Here is a 15036-nt window from a genome sequence, read left to right as displayed (position 1 = left end):
ACGGAGAGGAATAAATAGACAGCAGCCATAATAAATTACAGCTGCTTTTATTTTTGCGATCAGAAAAGCTCAAGATAGAGTGATTTAATCATCTCAACGCTACACTCGCGGGGATTTCCACCGGTGCAAATATCGTCATAGGCGGCCGCGGCCAATGCTGCGGCATCCTCCACCCGCATACCGATATCGCGTAATTTGAGCGGAATACCGATGTCACGATTGAGGCGGGTCACGGCGTCAATCGCCAGCGTACGCGCCTCCGACAAAGAACATTCATAGGCGCCTTTGATACCCAGCGCATGCGCGATATCGCGGTATTTCTCACCGGTATATTCCGCATTGAAAGCCATAATATGCGGAAGCAACACGGCGTTGGCGATACCGTGCGGTGTGCCATAAAAAGCGCCCAGCGGGTGCGCCATGCCGTGTACCAGCCCCAGTCCGACATTGGAAAAGCCCATACCAGCAATGTATTGCCCCAGCGCCATATCGGCCACGCCGGCTGACACACCTTTCACGGAATCACGCAGCGAACGGCCAATAATCTCAATCGCTTTGAGATGGAACATGTCGGTCAGTTCCCAGGCGCCGCGGGTAATAAATCCTTCAATGGCGTGGGTCAGTGCGTCTACGCCGGTTGCCGCTTTCAGGCTGGCTGGCATGCTGGCCATCATGTCGGGATCGATAATAGCGATCGCCGGGATGTCATGCGGATCGTAGCAGACAAATTTGCGTTTCTTCTCTTCATCGGTGATGACGTAATTGATCGTGACTTCTGCAGCCGTGCCGGATGTGGTGGGCACAGCAATAATTGGCACCGAGGGATGGCGCGTGGCGGCACCACCTTCCAGCATGCGCACGTCGGTAAATTCGGGATTAGCAATCATCATGCCGATGGCTTTGCAGGTGTCCTGCGGCGAGCCACCGCCCACGGCAATCAGATAATCCGCGCCCGCACGGCGAAATGCAGTGACGCCCGCGTGTACCACCTCTACGGTTGGATTGGGGATCACGCGATCATAAACCTCATAATCCAGGCCGTTTTGCGCCAGCAGGTCGGTAATGCGGGTGGCGACAGAAAACTTGATCAGATCTTTATCCGTGACCACCAGCGCTTTGGTAAAACCGCGCTTGTTAATCTCATCAACAATGGCGTTGATAGCACCCGAACCAAAGTAAGCCGTTTCATTGAGGATCATTCTGTTAATCATGTTAATTACCTTCACGTAGATGCCATATTTTATTTTTTTTGATTAAAATCATCAAGATAAAATGATTTAACCCTATTTAGATCTACGGGGTAAAAGGGATGTTTATATTGCGTTTTCTCAATAAAAGCGCTGTTTCCCGCCTGCTGGACTGGCGACGCGCAAGTGAGAGGAAAGTAACGGAGAGTCGAAGAGTGCGCAGGGCGGAAATGGCGAAAGGCTGCCAGCGATGCAGCCAGCGTTGGCGGGGGCGATCAGGAACCTAGACGCATATTCTCGGCGCGTTTTGCGGTGTCATAAACATATTGCAGCATGGGTTCCAAATCGGTATCGGGGCCGGAACTGATAATCTTGCCGCGCAACCACTCTATTTCGCTGGTGATATCCGGAGGGAAAATGGTGTTGTTCTGCGCATTGCGCAGCCACTTAAGCAGAAAGTTATTCTTACCGCGTACTCCACCCGACTTTTTCGTTTTGGCATTGATTTTCAGCGCAATCAAAATGCAGTAATAGAAGTGAACGCGCTGGCTGTAGTTTTGCGGCATCATTTTCTACCTCCCACCCTGACATGGCCAAAATGTGAAGTTGATCGGTTTTCCATCATCCTGATTCCTGCCTGAAGTCATCTCAATGCGCTGATTTATGCTCTCAAGAGCCGTAACTCCGCACTGTGACCGCGCGGTAGACGCACCATATGACAATCTTTGCCGCCGAATCAAGTCGGCTTAATCTGGGAAATGTTTGCCGGCATGGTGGTGTCCGACGAGGTTGCGGCAGTCACAAAACTAAGCGAAGCGCCTGAAAAGCCACGGACGCAATTTTTTTCCTGCCTGAAGCTTAAAACGGCCACTTATCCTATAGCGAAGCCGTATGCATCTGGCAATATCGTGATCTACGTCTACACTTAAAGCTGACGATGTTCGCTGTCAGGTTGCCATGTGAGTCCAGATCATGTTTGTTTGTGGGGAGTTAACTATCGAAATACCGTGTTGTCGGCAAAATCTCCTCGCACGCCATTCTGCGGTTTTTAACCGCCTCTCTCATTCAACCTGTCCCCGAACGTCCACAGAAGCGAAACCCCAGGATACAGGAGGAGAGTCGTGACCCCCGCGGTTAATCAGAACAACACGTTGCCGTCGTTGAGCGGCGGACTTTATGCCTTCTTTTTTGACGTCGACGGTACGCTGGCGGCGATTCAGTCGCAGCCCGAGTCGGTTTCAATTCCCGCCTCGGTTCGCCAGCACCTGCAACACATTTCCAATCTTAGCCACGGCGCGTTAGCACTGGTCTCTGGACGCCCGATTGCGCAACTGGATGAACTGGTTGCGCCACTTGAAGCGCCAGCGGCCGGCGTGCACGGCGCTGAGCGGCGTGATGCCAGCGGACACGTCCATCGACACAGCTTGCCGGGCGATATCGCCCATACCTTGCAAACTGAGCTGCAGCAAACGCTGGATCAATGGCCCGACACGCTGCTGGAAGTCAAGGGTATGGCTTTCGCGCTGCACTATCGCAATGCGCCGCAGTACGAAAACGCCATTATGCAGCTGGCGGAAGATGCCGTAACACGTTTTCCCGAGCTGGCGCTTCAGCCAGGAAAATGTGTCGTAGAACTGAAACCGCAGGGCATTGATAAAGGTGCCGCGGTGCGTGAGTTTATGCAGGAAGCCCCCTTTATCGGACGTATTCCGGTATTTGTGGGAGACGACCTGACAGATGAAAAGGGATTTCTCGCGGTGAACGCGATGCAGGGGATTTCTGTCAAAGTCGGTGAAGGTGCCAGCCACGCACGCTATCGTCTGAACAGCGTTGAGGCAGTGTGGCACTGGCTTGAACAACTATTATTACAACTAGAACATGACAATGTTGGTAAGGAGTTTAGGTTATGAGTCGTTTAGTCGTCGTATCTAACCGTATCGCTATTCCCGATGGCAGCAAGGCCAGCGCAGGCGGACTTGCTGTCGGTATTTTGGATGCACTGCAAGATACCGGAGGATTATGGTTTGGCTGGAACGGAGAGATTAGCGAGTTCTCTGGTGAAGATGAGGATGAAGAGCTCACGCAGCTCGAGCATAACGGAATTACCTACGCGTCATTGCCGCTCAATCAGAACGATTACGATCAATATTATCTCCAGTTTTCGAATACCGTGATTTGGCCGGCCTTTCACTATCGCCTTGATCTGGTTGAGTATCAACGTGAAGCCTGGGACGGTTACTGTCGGGTAAATACCTTACTGGCGCAGCGCCTAAAACCGCTGCTGCAGCCGGACGATATTCTGTGGATCCACGATTATCATCTGCTGCCGTTTGCTGCCGAGCTACGTAAACTCGGCATTAATAACCGCATTGGCTTCTTCCTGCATATTCCGTTCCCGACGCCAGAGATCTTCAACGCTCTGCCGCCGCATCAGGAACTGCTGGAGATGATGAGCGATTACGATCTGCTGGGATTCCAGACAGAATCCGATCGCGTTGCGTTCCTTGATAGCCTGAGCCAGCTAACGCAGTTGCAGAATAAAGGTGAGAAAAAGCACCGTGCCTTTGGCAACACCTTTATGACCGAGGTGTATCCCATTGGTATCGAGCCGGACACCATTAAAGAGATGGCTGAAGGACCATTGCCACCGAAGATGGCCGCGATGAAACGCGATCTGGGTGATTTGCAAAATATTATTGCCTGCGAGCGTCTGGACTATTCAAAAGGTCTGCCAGAGCGTTTTCTGGCATACGAAGCCTTGCTGGCGAATTTCCCGCAGCATCGCGGCAAAGTGCGTTACTCGCAGATTGCGCCAACCTCACGCGGTGATGTGCAGGCGTATCAGGACATTCGTCACCAGCTGGAAACCGAAGCGGGGCGCATTAACGGTAAATACGGCACCTTGGGCTGGACGCCGCTTTATTATCTCAACCAGCACTTCGATCGCCGCCTGTTAATGAAGATCTTCCGCCTGACCAACGTTGGCTTGATAACGCCATTACGTGATGGGATGAATTTGGTGGCGAAAGAGTATGTTGCGGCGCAGGACCCCGATAACCCAGGCGTACTGGTGCTATCGCGCTTTGCCGGTGCGGCGCAGGAGCTGACGTCCGCGCTGATCGTTAACCCTTACGATCGTGATGACGTAGCGGCCGCGCTGGATCGCGCCTTGACCATGCCGCGTACCGAGCGTATTTCGCGCTACAACGACATGATGGCCGTGTTGCGCAAACAGGACATTTCACATTGGCGTGAAAGCTTCCTGAAAGATCTGAATACCTTGCCGGTGCGTAGTGAAGATCACGGTACGGTAAATAAAGTCGCTACCTTTCCCAAATTAGCGTAAGACAGACCCTTTGGTCATGCAGGGCCGCCAACAATGGTGGCCCTACACGCATCGCATCGCATACCCCACAAACTACCCGCTCTCCATTTGCAGCCTGCCACTTTATTAGCCTGAATCGTGTCCTGCTGCCCGCTGTACTGCAAAGCGTTTTCACGCGCCACCATAACCTGACGAAATCGATTTCATTTCTTAATGCCGTAATGGGCTGACACATCAGAAAAAAAGCACATTTTGGTTAAAAAGCAGGCGGTCAAACGGCAAAAAGCGCTTTTTTTTGTCGCAACCCTAAAGATTCGTCGTGGCACGCCGATAGTTATCGTGAGATAAACCGCAAATCCGCTGATTCATTCAATTCTCTAATGTAACGCTCTGTTACATACCCTGTCGTACGCTAAACACTCCCTACGATCTACTGACAGTTCCCTGGCGCAGCGCGCCCAGTCTTCACGCTTCGCTTGCGGCATAGTAATGGTGCTTGCAGGCAATATTCCCTGTAAGTGATTAATTTAGAAGCGAATAATTTCGCTCTGTTTCGGAGTATTATCCTGCATATAACGGCTATTACAGAGGGATATAGCACTAATAGTGCAGATGGGCAGATAACTGATCGTGTGGTAATGGCAATCTCCGGCAGAGACTAAAACCGGTGGCGCATCGATGAAATATTAAGGAAACAATTCGAATTCGTACAAAAAACGCACAACATAAAAGCGATGCTGAAGGTTTCAGAAAAAAATTTGCCTTAAAAGTGTGACGCAGATCACACTTTATCTAAAATTTCGCGCCACTCACGTTGTATGTCGAAATCAGACGATATAGATTTGCCTTGTTTTCGGAATAGTCTTAAAAAACTGTAAGCAGACGTCACGGAAGATGGTTACAACTCAAGCAAAGAATGGCCTGGAGTTTTGATTACTACTGATCAGTGTCCTGACAGGAAATGAAACGGTCAGGAACGCGTTGGCTCAAGCCTGATTATTTTTTTGCCATCTTTAGATTTACCAACCAGCAGCCCGAACCATAGAACATTTAATTCTGTGGCCGTATATGTGTCGCGTCTATCAGGATGGAAAAAAATGGGTACATCAGAATTACTAAAACATATATATGACATCAATTTGTCATATTTGCTTCTTGCTCAGCGTTTAATTAACCAGGAAAAAGCTTCAGCAATGTTTCGTTTAGGCATCGATGAATCGATGGCGGATGCATTGTCACAATTAACTTTACCTGAGATGGTAAAATTAGCGGAAACCAATCAACTGGTTTGCCAGTTCCGCTTTACCGATCACAACCATATTAATCGTCTGACCCAAGAGTCACGCGTGGATGACTTGCAGCAAATCCACACCGGTATTTTATTATCCAGCCGCTTACTGCGTAACGCGTCGAAAGATGACGTTTCTGCGAAGAAGAGGGCCGTTTAATGAGTGAAAAAAGTATTGTTCAGGAAGCGCGCGATATTCAGCTGGCAATGGAGCTGATTACATTGGGCGCGCGTCTGCAAATGCTCGAGAGCGAAACGCAATTGAGCCGCGGACGCCTGATTAAATTGTACAAAGAATTACGCGGTGCACCCCCACCGAAAGGCATGCTGCCATTCTCAACCGATTGGTTCATGACCTGGGAACAAAATATCCACTCCTCTATGTTCTGTAACGCCTGGCAGTTCCTGTTAAAAACCGGATTAAGCAGCGGCGTTGAAGCGGTGATCAAAGCGTATCGTTTATACCTTGAGCAGTGTCCGCAATCGGACGAGGGCCCGCTGTTGGCGCTGACGCGCGCATGGACCCTGGTGCGATTCGTTGAAAGCGGCATGCTGGAACTTTCTGACTGTAAGTGCTGCGGTGGTAGCTTTATCAACCACGCACACCAGCCAGTCGGCAGCTTTGTCTGCAGCCTGTGCCAGCCGCCATCACGTGCCGTAAAAAGACGTAAACTTTCTGCAGATTCTGCCGATACCTTTCCACAACTGCTGGATGAACAGGTTAAACGCGCCGTTTAAGTTTGTTCGCATCGTGGAAAACATCCAGCAGCGGTTAATACCGCTGCTTTTTTTTTGCCTGCGATTAGCGAATAACACCTGCGGCTCTCTGGCTTAACTTCCATCAACACGTTACGGACGTAAGGATTTTTTGTGCTGATTATTCTGGGTTATATCGTGGTCGTCGGCTCCGTGTTGGGCGGCTACATGATGGTCGGTGGACATTTAGGTGCGCTTTATCAACCGTCGGAGCTGCTGATTATCGGCGGGGCCGGTATTGGTGCCTTTTTAGTCGGCAATAATGGCAAGTCGATCAAGAAGACATTAAAAGCGTTGCCATTGTTAATGCGCGGCTCGAAATATAACAAAGCCGTATACATGGATTTAATGGCGCTGCTTTATCGACTGATGGCGAAATCACGCCAGCAGGGCATGCTGTCATTAGAACGCGATATTGAAGACCCGAACCAGAGTGAAATTTTTGCTAACTATCCACGTATTTTGTCCGATAAACAGTTGGTGGACTTTATTACCGACTATTTACGTTTAATGGTTAGTGGAAATATGAATGCATTCGAAATCGAAGCCCTGATGGATGAAGAGATCGAAACTTACGAACACGAGTGTGAAGTACCAGCGCAAAGTATATCCGCGGTGGGTGATGGCTTACCGGCTTTCGGCATCGTGGCGGCGGTAATGGGCGTGGTTCACGCGCTGGCCTCGGCCGATCGTCCTGCGGCAGAGTTAGGGGCATTAGTGGCCCATGCGATGGTCGGTACTTTCCTCGGCATCCTGCTCGCCTACGGCTTTATCTCGCCGCTGGCATCCGTGCTGCGTCAGAAATGTGCCGAAACCACCAAGATGATGCAGTGCGTGAAAGTGACATTACTCTCCAGCCTGAACGGCTACGCGCCGCAGATTGCGGTCGAGTTTGGTCGCAAAACGTTGTATTCCGCCGAGCGCCCGTCGTTTACCGAACTGGAAGAGCATGTGCGTAACGCGAAGAACCCGGCGAAACAAACTTCGGATGAGAATTCATGAAAGCTGGCAATCGCCCCATTGTGCTGGTTAAAAAGCGCAAACATAAAGGTCACCATGGCAGCCACGGTTCGTGGAAGATTGCCTATGCCGACTTTATGACGGCGATGATGGCGTTCTTTATGGTGATGTGGCTGCTCTCCATCTCCAGCCCCAAAGAGTTGGTACAAATTGCGGAATACTTCAAAACCCCGCTGCGGGTGGCATTAACCGGCGGCCAGCGCAGCAGCGACAGTGAAAGCCCGATCCCTGGCGGCGGTGACGATCCCACGCAGCAGAAGGGAGAAGTGAAGAAAATCGTTGATATGGATGCGCAGAAAAAAAAGCTGGAAGAGATTCGCCTGAATCGTCTGCGTGAAAAACTCGACCAGCTGATTGAAGCCGATCCGCGCCTGAAAGCACTGCGTCCGCACCTGATCATTAATATGGTGCAGGAGGGGCTGCGTATTCAGATTATCGATAGCCAGAATCGCCCGATGTTTAAAACCGGCAGTGCGGAAGTTGAGCCTTACATGCGCGATATTCTGCGCACCATCGCTCCGGTACTGAACGATATTCCCAACAAAATTAGCCTGTCAGGCCACACCGACGATATCCAGTATGCCAACGGCGATCGTGGCTACAGCAACTGGGAACTGTCGGCAGATCGTGCCAATGCCTCACGTCGTGAGTTAATGGTCGGTGGGTTGGACGGCAGCAAAATGCTGCGTGTGGTCGGTATGGCCGACACCATGAAGCTGAAAAACCGTGGTGCTAATGATGCAGTCAACCGCCGCATTAGCCTGCTGGTGTTGAATCACGACACCGAAGCGGCGATTGAAAAAGAGAATGCCGAGAGCGATGCCGTACAGGTGAGCGACCCGGCGCAAATTATTCCCGACATTACCGCACCTGCTGTACCGGCTGCGCCGACTGCTCCGACAGGTTCCACTGCGACACCGGCTGCGCCGGCTGCGACAGCGACACCTGCGGCAGTGGCCACACCGGCGGCTGGCGCGGTGACACCAGACCAACCCTCACAGCCGAGGTGATCCCGTGAGCATGGACATCAGCGATTTTTACCAGACGTTTTTTGATGAAGCCGATGAGCTGTTAGCGGATATGGAGCAACACCTGTTGGGACTCGATCCCCAGGAGCCCGATTCCGAGCAGTTGAATGCCATTTTCCGCGCCGCCCACTCCATCAAAGGGGGCGCCGGTACGTTTGGCTTTACGGTTTTACAGGAAACCACCCACATCCTGGAAAACATTCTGGATGGTGCGCGCCGCGGCGAGATGCAGCTCAGCACCGATATCATCAACCTGTTTTTGGAAACCAAAGATATTATGCAAGAACAGCTCGATGCCTATAAAACGGCGCAGGAGCCGAATGCAGAAAGTTTTAAATACATCTGCGAAGCGCTGCGCCAGCTGGCCCTGGAAGCAAAAGGCATCGCGCCTGAAGCGGCAAAAATCGCCGAGGTGGTGGCCATCGCTGCGCCGGCTGCTACCTCAGGCCTGCGCCTGCAGCTGGTTGATCTGAAAGAAAAAGAACCGGAGCTAATGCTGGAAGAGCTCGGCAACCTTGGCACGGTCAGCAATGTGATAAAGAGCGCGAATTCACTCGAGGTCACGATTGATGGCGTGGGCCAGGATGACATCGTCGCCGTGCTCTGTTTTGTGCTGGAAGAAGCACAAATCCTCTTCCCGCAAGAGCGCGCCCCCGCTGCTGCCGAGACGCCGATGGCCGACGCGGTGGTCGCGGAACCGGCACCGGTACAAACTGCCACCGTGACCGAGATTACCCCCGCCGCGAAACGCGAGCCTAAGCGTGCAGCGGCACCGGCGAAAGTGAGCGAATCCAGCAGCATTCGCGTGGCGGTGGAAAAAGTTGACCAGCTGATTAACCTGGTGGGCGAACTGGTGATCACCCAATCGATGCTGGCGCAGCGTTCTGGCGCGCTGGATCCGGTGGCACACGGTGACCTGCTGAATAGCATGGGACAGCTGGAACGCAACGCCCGCGATTTGCAGGAATCGGTGATGTCGATTCGTATGATGCCGATGGAGTACGTCTTCAGCCGCTTCCCACGCCTGGTACGCGATTTGGCCAGCAAGCTGGGCAAAGAAGTGGAGCTCACGCTACTCGGCAGCTCGACTGAACTGGATAAGAGTTTGATCGAACGCATCATCGATCCGTTAACGCACCTGGTGCGAAACAGCCTCGATCACGGCATCGAAACCCCGGAGAAACGCCTCGCGTCCAGCAAAACCGCGGTCGGTAATCTCACGCTGTCTGCGGAACATCAGGGCGGCAATATCTGCATCGAAGTGATCGATGACGGTGCCGGTCTCAACCGCGAACGCATCCTGGCCAAAGCGCTCTCATCCGGCTTGCCGGTCAGCGAAAGCATGAGCGATGAAGAAGTCGGCATGTTGATCTTCGCCCCGGGCTTCTCCACCGCCGAGCAGGTTACCGACGTGTCAGGCCGTGGCGTGGGCATGGACGTGGTGAAACGAAATATTCAGGAGATGGGCGGCCACGTCGAAATTTCCTCGAAGCAGGGTAAAGGCACCACCATTCGCATTCTGCTGCCACTGACGCTGGCGATCCTTGATGGCATGTCGGTGCGCGTGGCGAATGAAGTGTTCATTCTGCCGCTCAACGCGGTGATGGAATCGCTGCAGCCAACCGCCGAAGAGTTGAAACCGCTGGCCGGCGGCGAGCGCGTGCTGGAAGTGCGTGGCGAATATCTGCCGCTGGTGGAGCTGTGGAATGTGTTTGAGGTAGAGAACGCCAAAACAGACGCCACGCAAGGCATCGTGGTGATCCTGCAAAGCGCAGGCCGTCGCTACGCACTACTGGTCGATCAGCTGATTGGGCAGCATCAGGTGGTAGTGAAGAACCTTGAAAGCAACTATCGCAAAGTGCCGGGCATCTCAGCCGCCACCATTCTTGGCGATGGTAGCGTGGCGCTGATTGTGGATGTCTCAGCACTGCAATCGTTGAACCGTGAAAAACGTGTGGCCGGTGCCGCAGCGTAATAGATAACCAAAGGGTAAAAAAATGACTGACATGGCAACCGTGACCAAAATCGCTGGCGAAACCGTTGGCCAGGAATTCTTAGTTTTCACTCTGGGTGACGAAGAGTACGGCATTGACATTCTGAAAGTGCAGGAGATCCGCGGTTACGATCAGGTCACCCGCATCGCCAATACGCCAGAGTTCATCAAAGGCGTCACCAATTTGCGCGGCGTGATCGTGCCAATTATCGACCTGCGAGTGAAATTCTCGCAGCCGGATGTGGAATATAACGAAAATACCGTGGTGATCGTGCTGAATCTGGTTCAGCGCGTGGTGGGTATTGTGGTTGACGGCGTTTCGGATGTGCTGTCGCTGACGCAAGAGCAGATTCGCCCGGCACCGGAATTTGCTGTCACCATGTCTACCGAATACCTCACCGGCCTTGGCGCGTTGGGTGAACGTATGCTGATTCTGGTCGACATCGAAAAGCTGCTGAGCAGCGAAGAGATGGCGCTGGTGGACAACCTGCGCTCCGCGTAAGAAATCAACGGGTCGCTGCGGCGGCCCGTTATCATCACGTCTGTGAACTAATTCTTTGTTAGTAAACAAGAAAACAGTAAAATACCCGCGTTTTTCCTCAATATTCCAGCCGCTCAGTCGATAACTGCTCTGTACGATTTTTCTTCATTTTCCAGGGCAAGCTATGTTTACGAAAATCCGCGTTGTGACCAGTTTATTGCTGGTGTTGTTGGTATTTGGTTTTCTGCAGTTGTCGTCCGGCTCGCTGTTTTTCAAAGCGCTGAGCGATGACAAAAACAGTTTTAACGTTTCACAGCTGGCGAGCAAAAATATCGCCGCCATCAACGATGCCTTCATGAGTCTGAATCAAAGCCGCGTGGTATTAACCCGCATCCAGCTCCGCATGGCAACCAGCAAGCTCAGCGGCAGTGAAGCGGATGTGGCGGGCTTGTATGAAGACAGCAAAGCCTTCCAGAAAGATGCGACGGATAACTACCAGCTGTTTAAAGCCACGCCGGATACGCCGGGACAGGATGCTGCGCTGAATCAGCGGGTTGATGATACCTATTCAGCTTACGCGCGCGCGCTGGCTCAGATGCAGGATGCGCTGGTGGCAAAAGATTTAGTGCAGGCCGGCAAGGTCCCGGTGGCGCCAAGCCAGAGTGCATTCCTGAAAGAGTACCGCCAGTGGCGTGCCGACCAGGACCGTTTAACGGCGGCGGGCGCGGCGGCCAACAGCCTGGCGTATCAGCACATGATATGGCTGCTGAGCGCGGTCATGGCGCTGGTGGTGGCCGTGATTGTGCTGTGCTGGTTTGGCATGCGCAAAATCCTGATTATCCCGCTCAACGGGAATATTCAACACATCCAGCATATCGCGCAGGGCGATCTCACCCAGCACATCGTTGTGACGGGCCGTAATGAGATGAGCCAGCTGGCGGCCAGCCTGCATGATATGCAGCAGTCGCTGGTGCGTACGGTGAGTGATGTGCGCGACGGTTCGGATGCCATTTTTACCGGAGCCAGTGAGATTTCCGCCGGTAATAACGATCTCTCGGCGCGTACTGAAGAGCAGGCTGCCTCACTGGAGCAGACCGCGGCCAGCATGGAACAACTAACCGCAACGGTAAAACAGAACGCGGAAAATGCGCGTCAGGCGTCGCAGCTGGCGCTGAGCGCGTCAGAAACCGCACAGAAGGGGGGCGATGTGGTGCAGGGCGTGGTGCGTACCATGAGCGACATCGCCGGTAGTTCGAGGAAAATTGCCGATATCACCAGCGTGATTGACGGCATCGCTTTCCAGACCAATATTCTGGCACTGAACGCTGCGGTAGAAGCCGCGCGTGCCGGGGAACAAGGGCGCGGATTTGCGGTCGTCGCGGGTGAGGTGCGTAATCTGGCGCAGCGTAGCGCTCAGGCGGCGAAAGAGATTAAAGCCTTGATTGAGGACTCGGTGAACCGCGTCAATTCAGGCTCGAAGCTGGTGGGCACCGCCGGTGAAACCATGAGCGATATCGTCAATGCGGTCACACGCGTCACCGATATCATGGGAGAAATTGCGTCGGCGTCAGATGAGCAGAGCCGCGGCATCGATCAGGTCGGCCAGGCCGTGACGGAGATGGATCGCGTCACGCAGCAGAACGCCTCGCTGGTGGAAGAGTCTGCCGCAGCGGCGGCCTCGCTGGAAGAGCAGGCGAGCCGCTTGAGCCAGTCGGTGGCGGTGTTCCGCGTGCCGCGTGCTGCATCTTCGTCGCCGCAGGCAACTGCGGGTATGCGTCACCCGCAGATTGCGCCGCCAACCCTCAGCGCACCGCGTAAAGCGGTGATCGCCGCGGCAGGCGGCAGTAACTGGGAAACGTTTTAATTCGCTGAAAGTCCGGTCAGCATCAATGCCGACCGGACACAATTGACCCGTAGGGTCGCCATTTATGGCGACCAGAACACCCCTGAAAATGCGGCTTTATCGCTCACCCGATAAAGGCGCATTTTTTTTAGTGTTAATTTCTTTAGTTATAAAACACTGCAATCACACTAAAACACAGAATTTTAATTCGTAAACTCGTGTAGGCACCCTGAAAAATTCAGATTGCCGGTCGATAACTGGGGGAGCCGAAACACATTTCTGGAGACCCCATGTTAAAACGAATCAATGTTGTGACCAGTTTAATCGTCGTATTGCTGGTTTTTGGTGCTTTGCAGTTACTTTCTGGCGGCCTGTTCTGGTCCGCATTACAAAAGGATAAAGAGGCATTTGCCGTTGCGCAGATCTCAAGCAACAACGTGGCGGCGATGTCCGATGCCTGGATCGAACTGAATCAAACGCGCACGGTACTGAATCGCGCCATGTTGCGTATGCAAGGCACCATGGCCGCGCAGGCTAACGGCGGTCAGCTCGGCGCGCTGATTGCGCAAACCGAAAAACAGCTCGATGTCGCCGCGGGCCATTATCAGCGTTATGCCAGTTTGCCCGCCACGCCGGGCTTGCCGCAGGCGCTGCGCGATAAGTTAGAAGCCAACTACGCTGCGTTTAACGACGGGCTGAAAGCGATGCTGGAACGCCTGAAGGCGAACGATCTACAAGGCATGTTTGCGCAAAATATCGAAACCAAACAGGTGGCAATGAAAGCCACCTACGAAGAGTGGCGCAGCGCGCAAAGTGAGCTGGCAGCGGAAGGCGTGGCGCAAAATCAGCGTGCTTTCCAGACCATGATGTGGCTATTGGCGGCGGTTGCGCTGGTTGTCGTGGTGGTCATTATCGGCTGCTGGTTTGGCCTGCGCAGCGTGCTGATCCAGCCGCTGCATCAATTACTGGGACATATTCGTCATATCGCGGCGGGCGATCTTACCCAAACCATTGCGGTGGAAGGACGTAACGAAATGAGCCAGCTGGCGAGCAGCCTGCATGAGATGCAGCAGTCGCTGGTTAGCACCGTAAGCAATGTGCGTGATGGTTCCGACGCCATTTTCACGGGGGCCAGCGAAATTTCTGCCGGGAACAACGATCTGTCGGCGCGTACCGAAGAGCAAGCCGCGTCGCTGGAGCAAACGGCTGCCAGCATGGAACAGCTGACTGCCACGGTGAAACAGAACGCCGAGAATGCGCGTCAGGCATCACAGCTGGCGCTAAGCGCTTCTGATACCGCGCGCAAAGGTGGAGAAGTGGTAGACGGCGTTGTCCGTACCATGCATGACATTGCCGGTAGCTCGAAGAAAATCGCCGATATTATCAGTGTGATCGATGGCATTGCCTTCCAGACCAATATCCTGGCACTGAACGCGGCAGTGGAAGCGGCGCGTGCCGGTGAGCAGGGCCGTGGCTTTGCGGTGGTGGCCGGTGAAGTGCGTAACCTCGCACAGCGCAGCGCCCAGGCGGCGAAAGAGATCAAAGGGCTGATTGAAGATTCAGTTAATCGCGTGAATAACGGCTCTCAGCTGGTGGGCACCGCTGGTGAAACCATGAATGATATCGTCGGCGCGGTGACGCGTGTCACCGATATCATGGGTGAAATTGCCTCGGCTTCCGATGAGCAGAGCCGTGGCATCGACCAGGTAGGGCAAGCGGTAACCGAGATGGATCGCGTCACGCAGCAGAATGCCTCGCTGGTTGAAGAGTCCGCCGCCGCTGCCGCTTCGCTGGAAGAGCAGGCCAGCCGTCTCAGCCAGTCGGTGTCGGTGTTCCGCATTCCGCGTGCATCGCAGGCTCAGCCGGTCAAAACTCCCCTCGCGCGTCAGGTCATCAACGCGCCGCGCAAAGTGGGTGCCGCGCCGGTCAGCGACGGTAACTGGGAAACGTTTTAACGCGGAGTAGCAGGTCGGCATACATGCCGACCCTACGAAACCGGTACTTCACCTGCAGGGTCGCCATTGATGGCGACCTCCTTCCTCTTTCCCTCTACGAACACACATAAAGATCCCCTCGCATACGCCGATAACAGGAGCGTTCCGCCAACCAATGAGG

Annotated in this window: 12 protein-coding genes; 10 read left to right on the top strand and 2 right to left on the bottom strand. The window is 53.6% G+C overall.

Going from position 1 to position 15036, the window contains the following annotated elements; all coding sequences use genetic code 11:
* Nucleotides 1–59 precede the first annotated feature (59 nt).
* Both fucO and AAGR08_RS10680 read right to left on the bottom strand, forming a co-directional pair.
* Nucleotides 60–1211 (bottom strand): lactaldehyde reductase, encoded by a 1152-nt coding sequence (fucO, locus tag AAGR08_RS10685; RefSeq protein ID WP_097097549.1) that lies wholly within the window; start codon nucleotides 1209–1211, stop codon nucleotides 60–62.
* 251 nt (nucleotides 1212–1462) lie between these two features.
* Entirely contained in the window at nucleotides 1463–1753 is a 291-nt protein-coding gene (locus AAGR08_RS10680) for a hypothetical protein (protein ID WP_097094155.1), read from the bottom strand.
* A gap of 555 nt (nucleotides 1754–2308) precedes the next feature.
* Between AAGR08_RS10680 and otsB the strand changes: the two genes are divergently transcribed.
* The 10 genes from otsB to AAGR08_RS10630 all read left to right on the top strand — a co-directional run bounded on the left by otsB (nucleotide 2309) and on the right by AAGR08_RS10630 (nucleotide 14876).
* Nucleotides 2309–3097, top strand: a complete 789-nt coding sequence (gene otsB / locus AAGR08_RS10675; protein WP_345826840.1) for a trehalose-phosphatase — start codon at nucleotides 2309–2311, stop codon at nucleotides 3095–3097.
* A complete protein-coding gene (gene otsA / locus AAGR08_RS10670) occupies nucleotides 3094–4533 on the top strand; it encodes an alpha,alpha-trehalose-phosphate synthase (protein ID WP_345826839.1) in 1440 nt (479 codons plus the stop codon). The genes otsB and otsA overlap by 4 nt, the downstream gene beginning before the upstream one ends.
* Nucleotides 4534–5609: 1076 nt before the next feature.
* Nucleotides 5610–5960, top strand: coding sequence for a flagellar transcriptional regulator FlhD (gene flhD / locus AAGR08_RS10665; RefSeq protein WP_008102850.1), 351 nt, complete (start codon nucleotides 5610–5612; stop codon nucleotides 5958–5960).
* A complete protein-coding gene (gene flhC, locus AAGR08_RS10660) occupies nucleotides 5960–6538 on the top strand; it encodes a flagellar transcriptional regulator FlhC (RefSeq protein WP_097094152.1) in 579 nt (192 codons plus the stop codon). Before flhD ends, flhC begins: the two co-directional genes overlap by 1 nt.
* Nucleotides 6539–6670: 132 nt before the next feature.
* Nucleotides 6671–7558, top strand: coding sequence for a flagellar motor stator protein MotA (motA, locus tag AAGR08_RS10655; RefSeq protein ID WP_097094151.1), 888 nt, complete (start codon nucleotides 6671–6673; stop codon nucleotides 7556–7558).
* The gene (gene motB, locus AAGR08_RS10650) at nucleotides 7555–8586 is read left to right on the top strand and encodes a flagellar motor protein MotB (RefSeq protein WP_097094150.1); all 1032 of its coding nucleotides are present in this window, start codon (nucleotides 7555–7557) and stop codon (nucleotides 8584–8586) included. The genes motA and motB overlap by 4 nt, the downstream gene beginning before the upstream one ends.
* 10 nt (nucleotides 8587–8596) lie before the next feature.
* A complete protein-coding gene (gene cheA / locus AAGR08_RS10645) occupies nucleotides 8597–10579 on the top strand; it encodes a chemotaxis protein CheA (protein WP_345829897.1) in 1983 nt (660 codons plus the stop codon).
* Between the two features lie 22 nt (nucleotides 10580–10601).
* A complete protein-coding gene (cheW, locus tag AAGR08_RS10640; protein WP_097094148.1) occupies nucleotides 10602–11099 on the top strand; it encodes a chemotaxis protein CheW in 498 nt (165 codons plus the stop codon).
* 163 nt (nucleotides 11100–11262) lie between these two features.
* Nucleotides 11263–12942, top strand: coding sequence for a methyl-accepting chemotaxis protein (locus AAGR08_RS10635; protein WP_345826838.1), 1680 nt, complete (start codon nucleotides 11263–11265; stop codon nucleotides 12940–12942).
* A gap of 269 nt (nucleotides 12943–13211) precedes the next feature.
* Nucleotides 13212–14876, top strand: coding sequence for a methyl-accepting chemotaxis protein (locus AAGR08_RS10630; protein WP_345826837.1), 1665 nt, complete (start codon nucleotides 13212–13214; stop codon nucleotides 14874–14876).
* Nucleotides 14877–15036 lie beyond the last annotated feature (160 nt).

Origin of the sequence: Pantoea sp. BRR-3P (genome assembly GCF_039621635.1) — a bacterium.
Classification (GTDB): domain Bacteria; phylum Pseudomonadota; class Gammaproteobacteria; order Enterobacterales; family Enterobacteriaceae; genus Pantoea; species Pantoea floridensis.
Note: the sequence above shows the minus strand (reverse complement) of the source record. Positions and strands in the feature narration are given on the sequence as shown.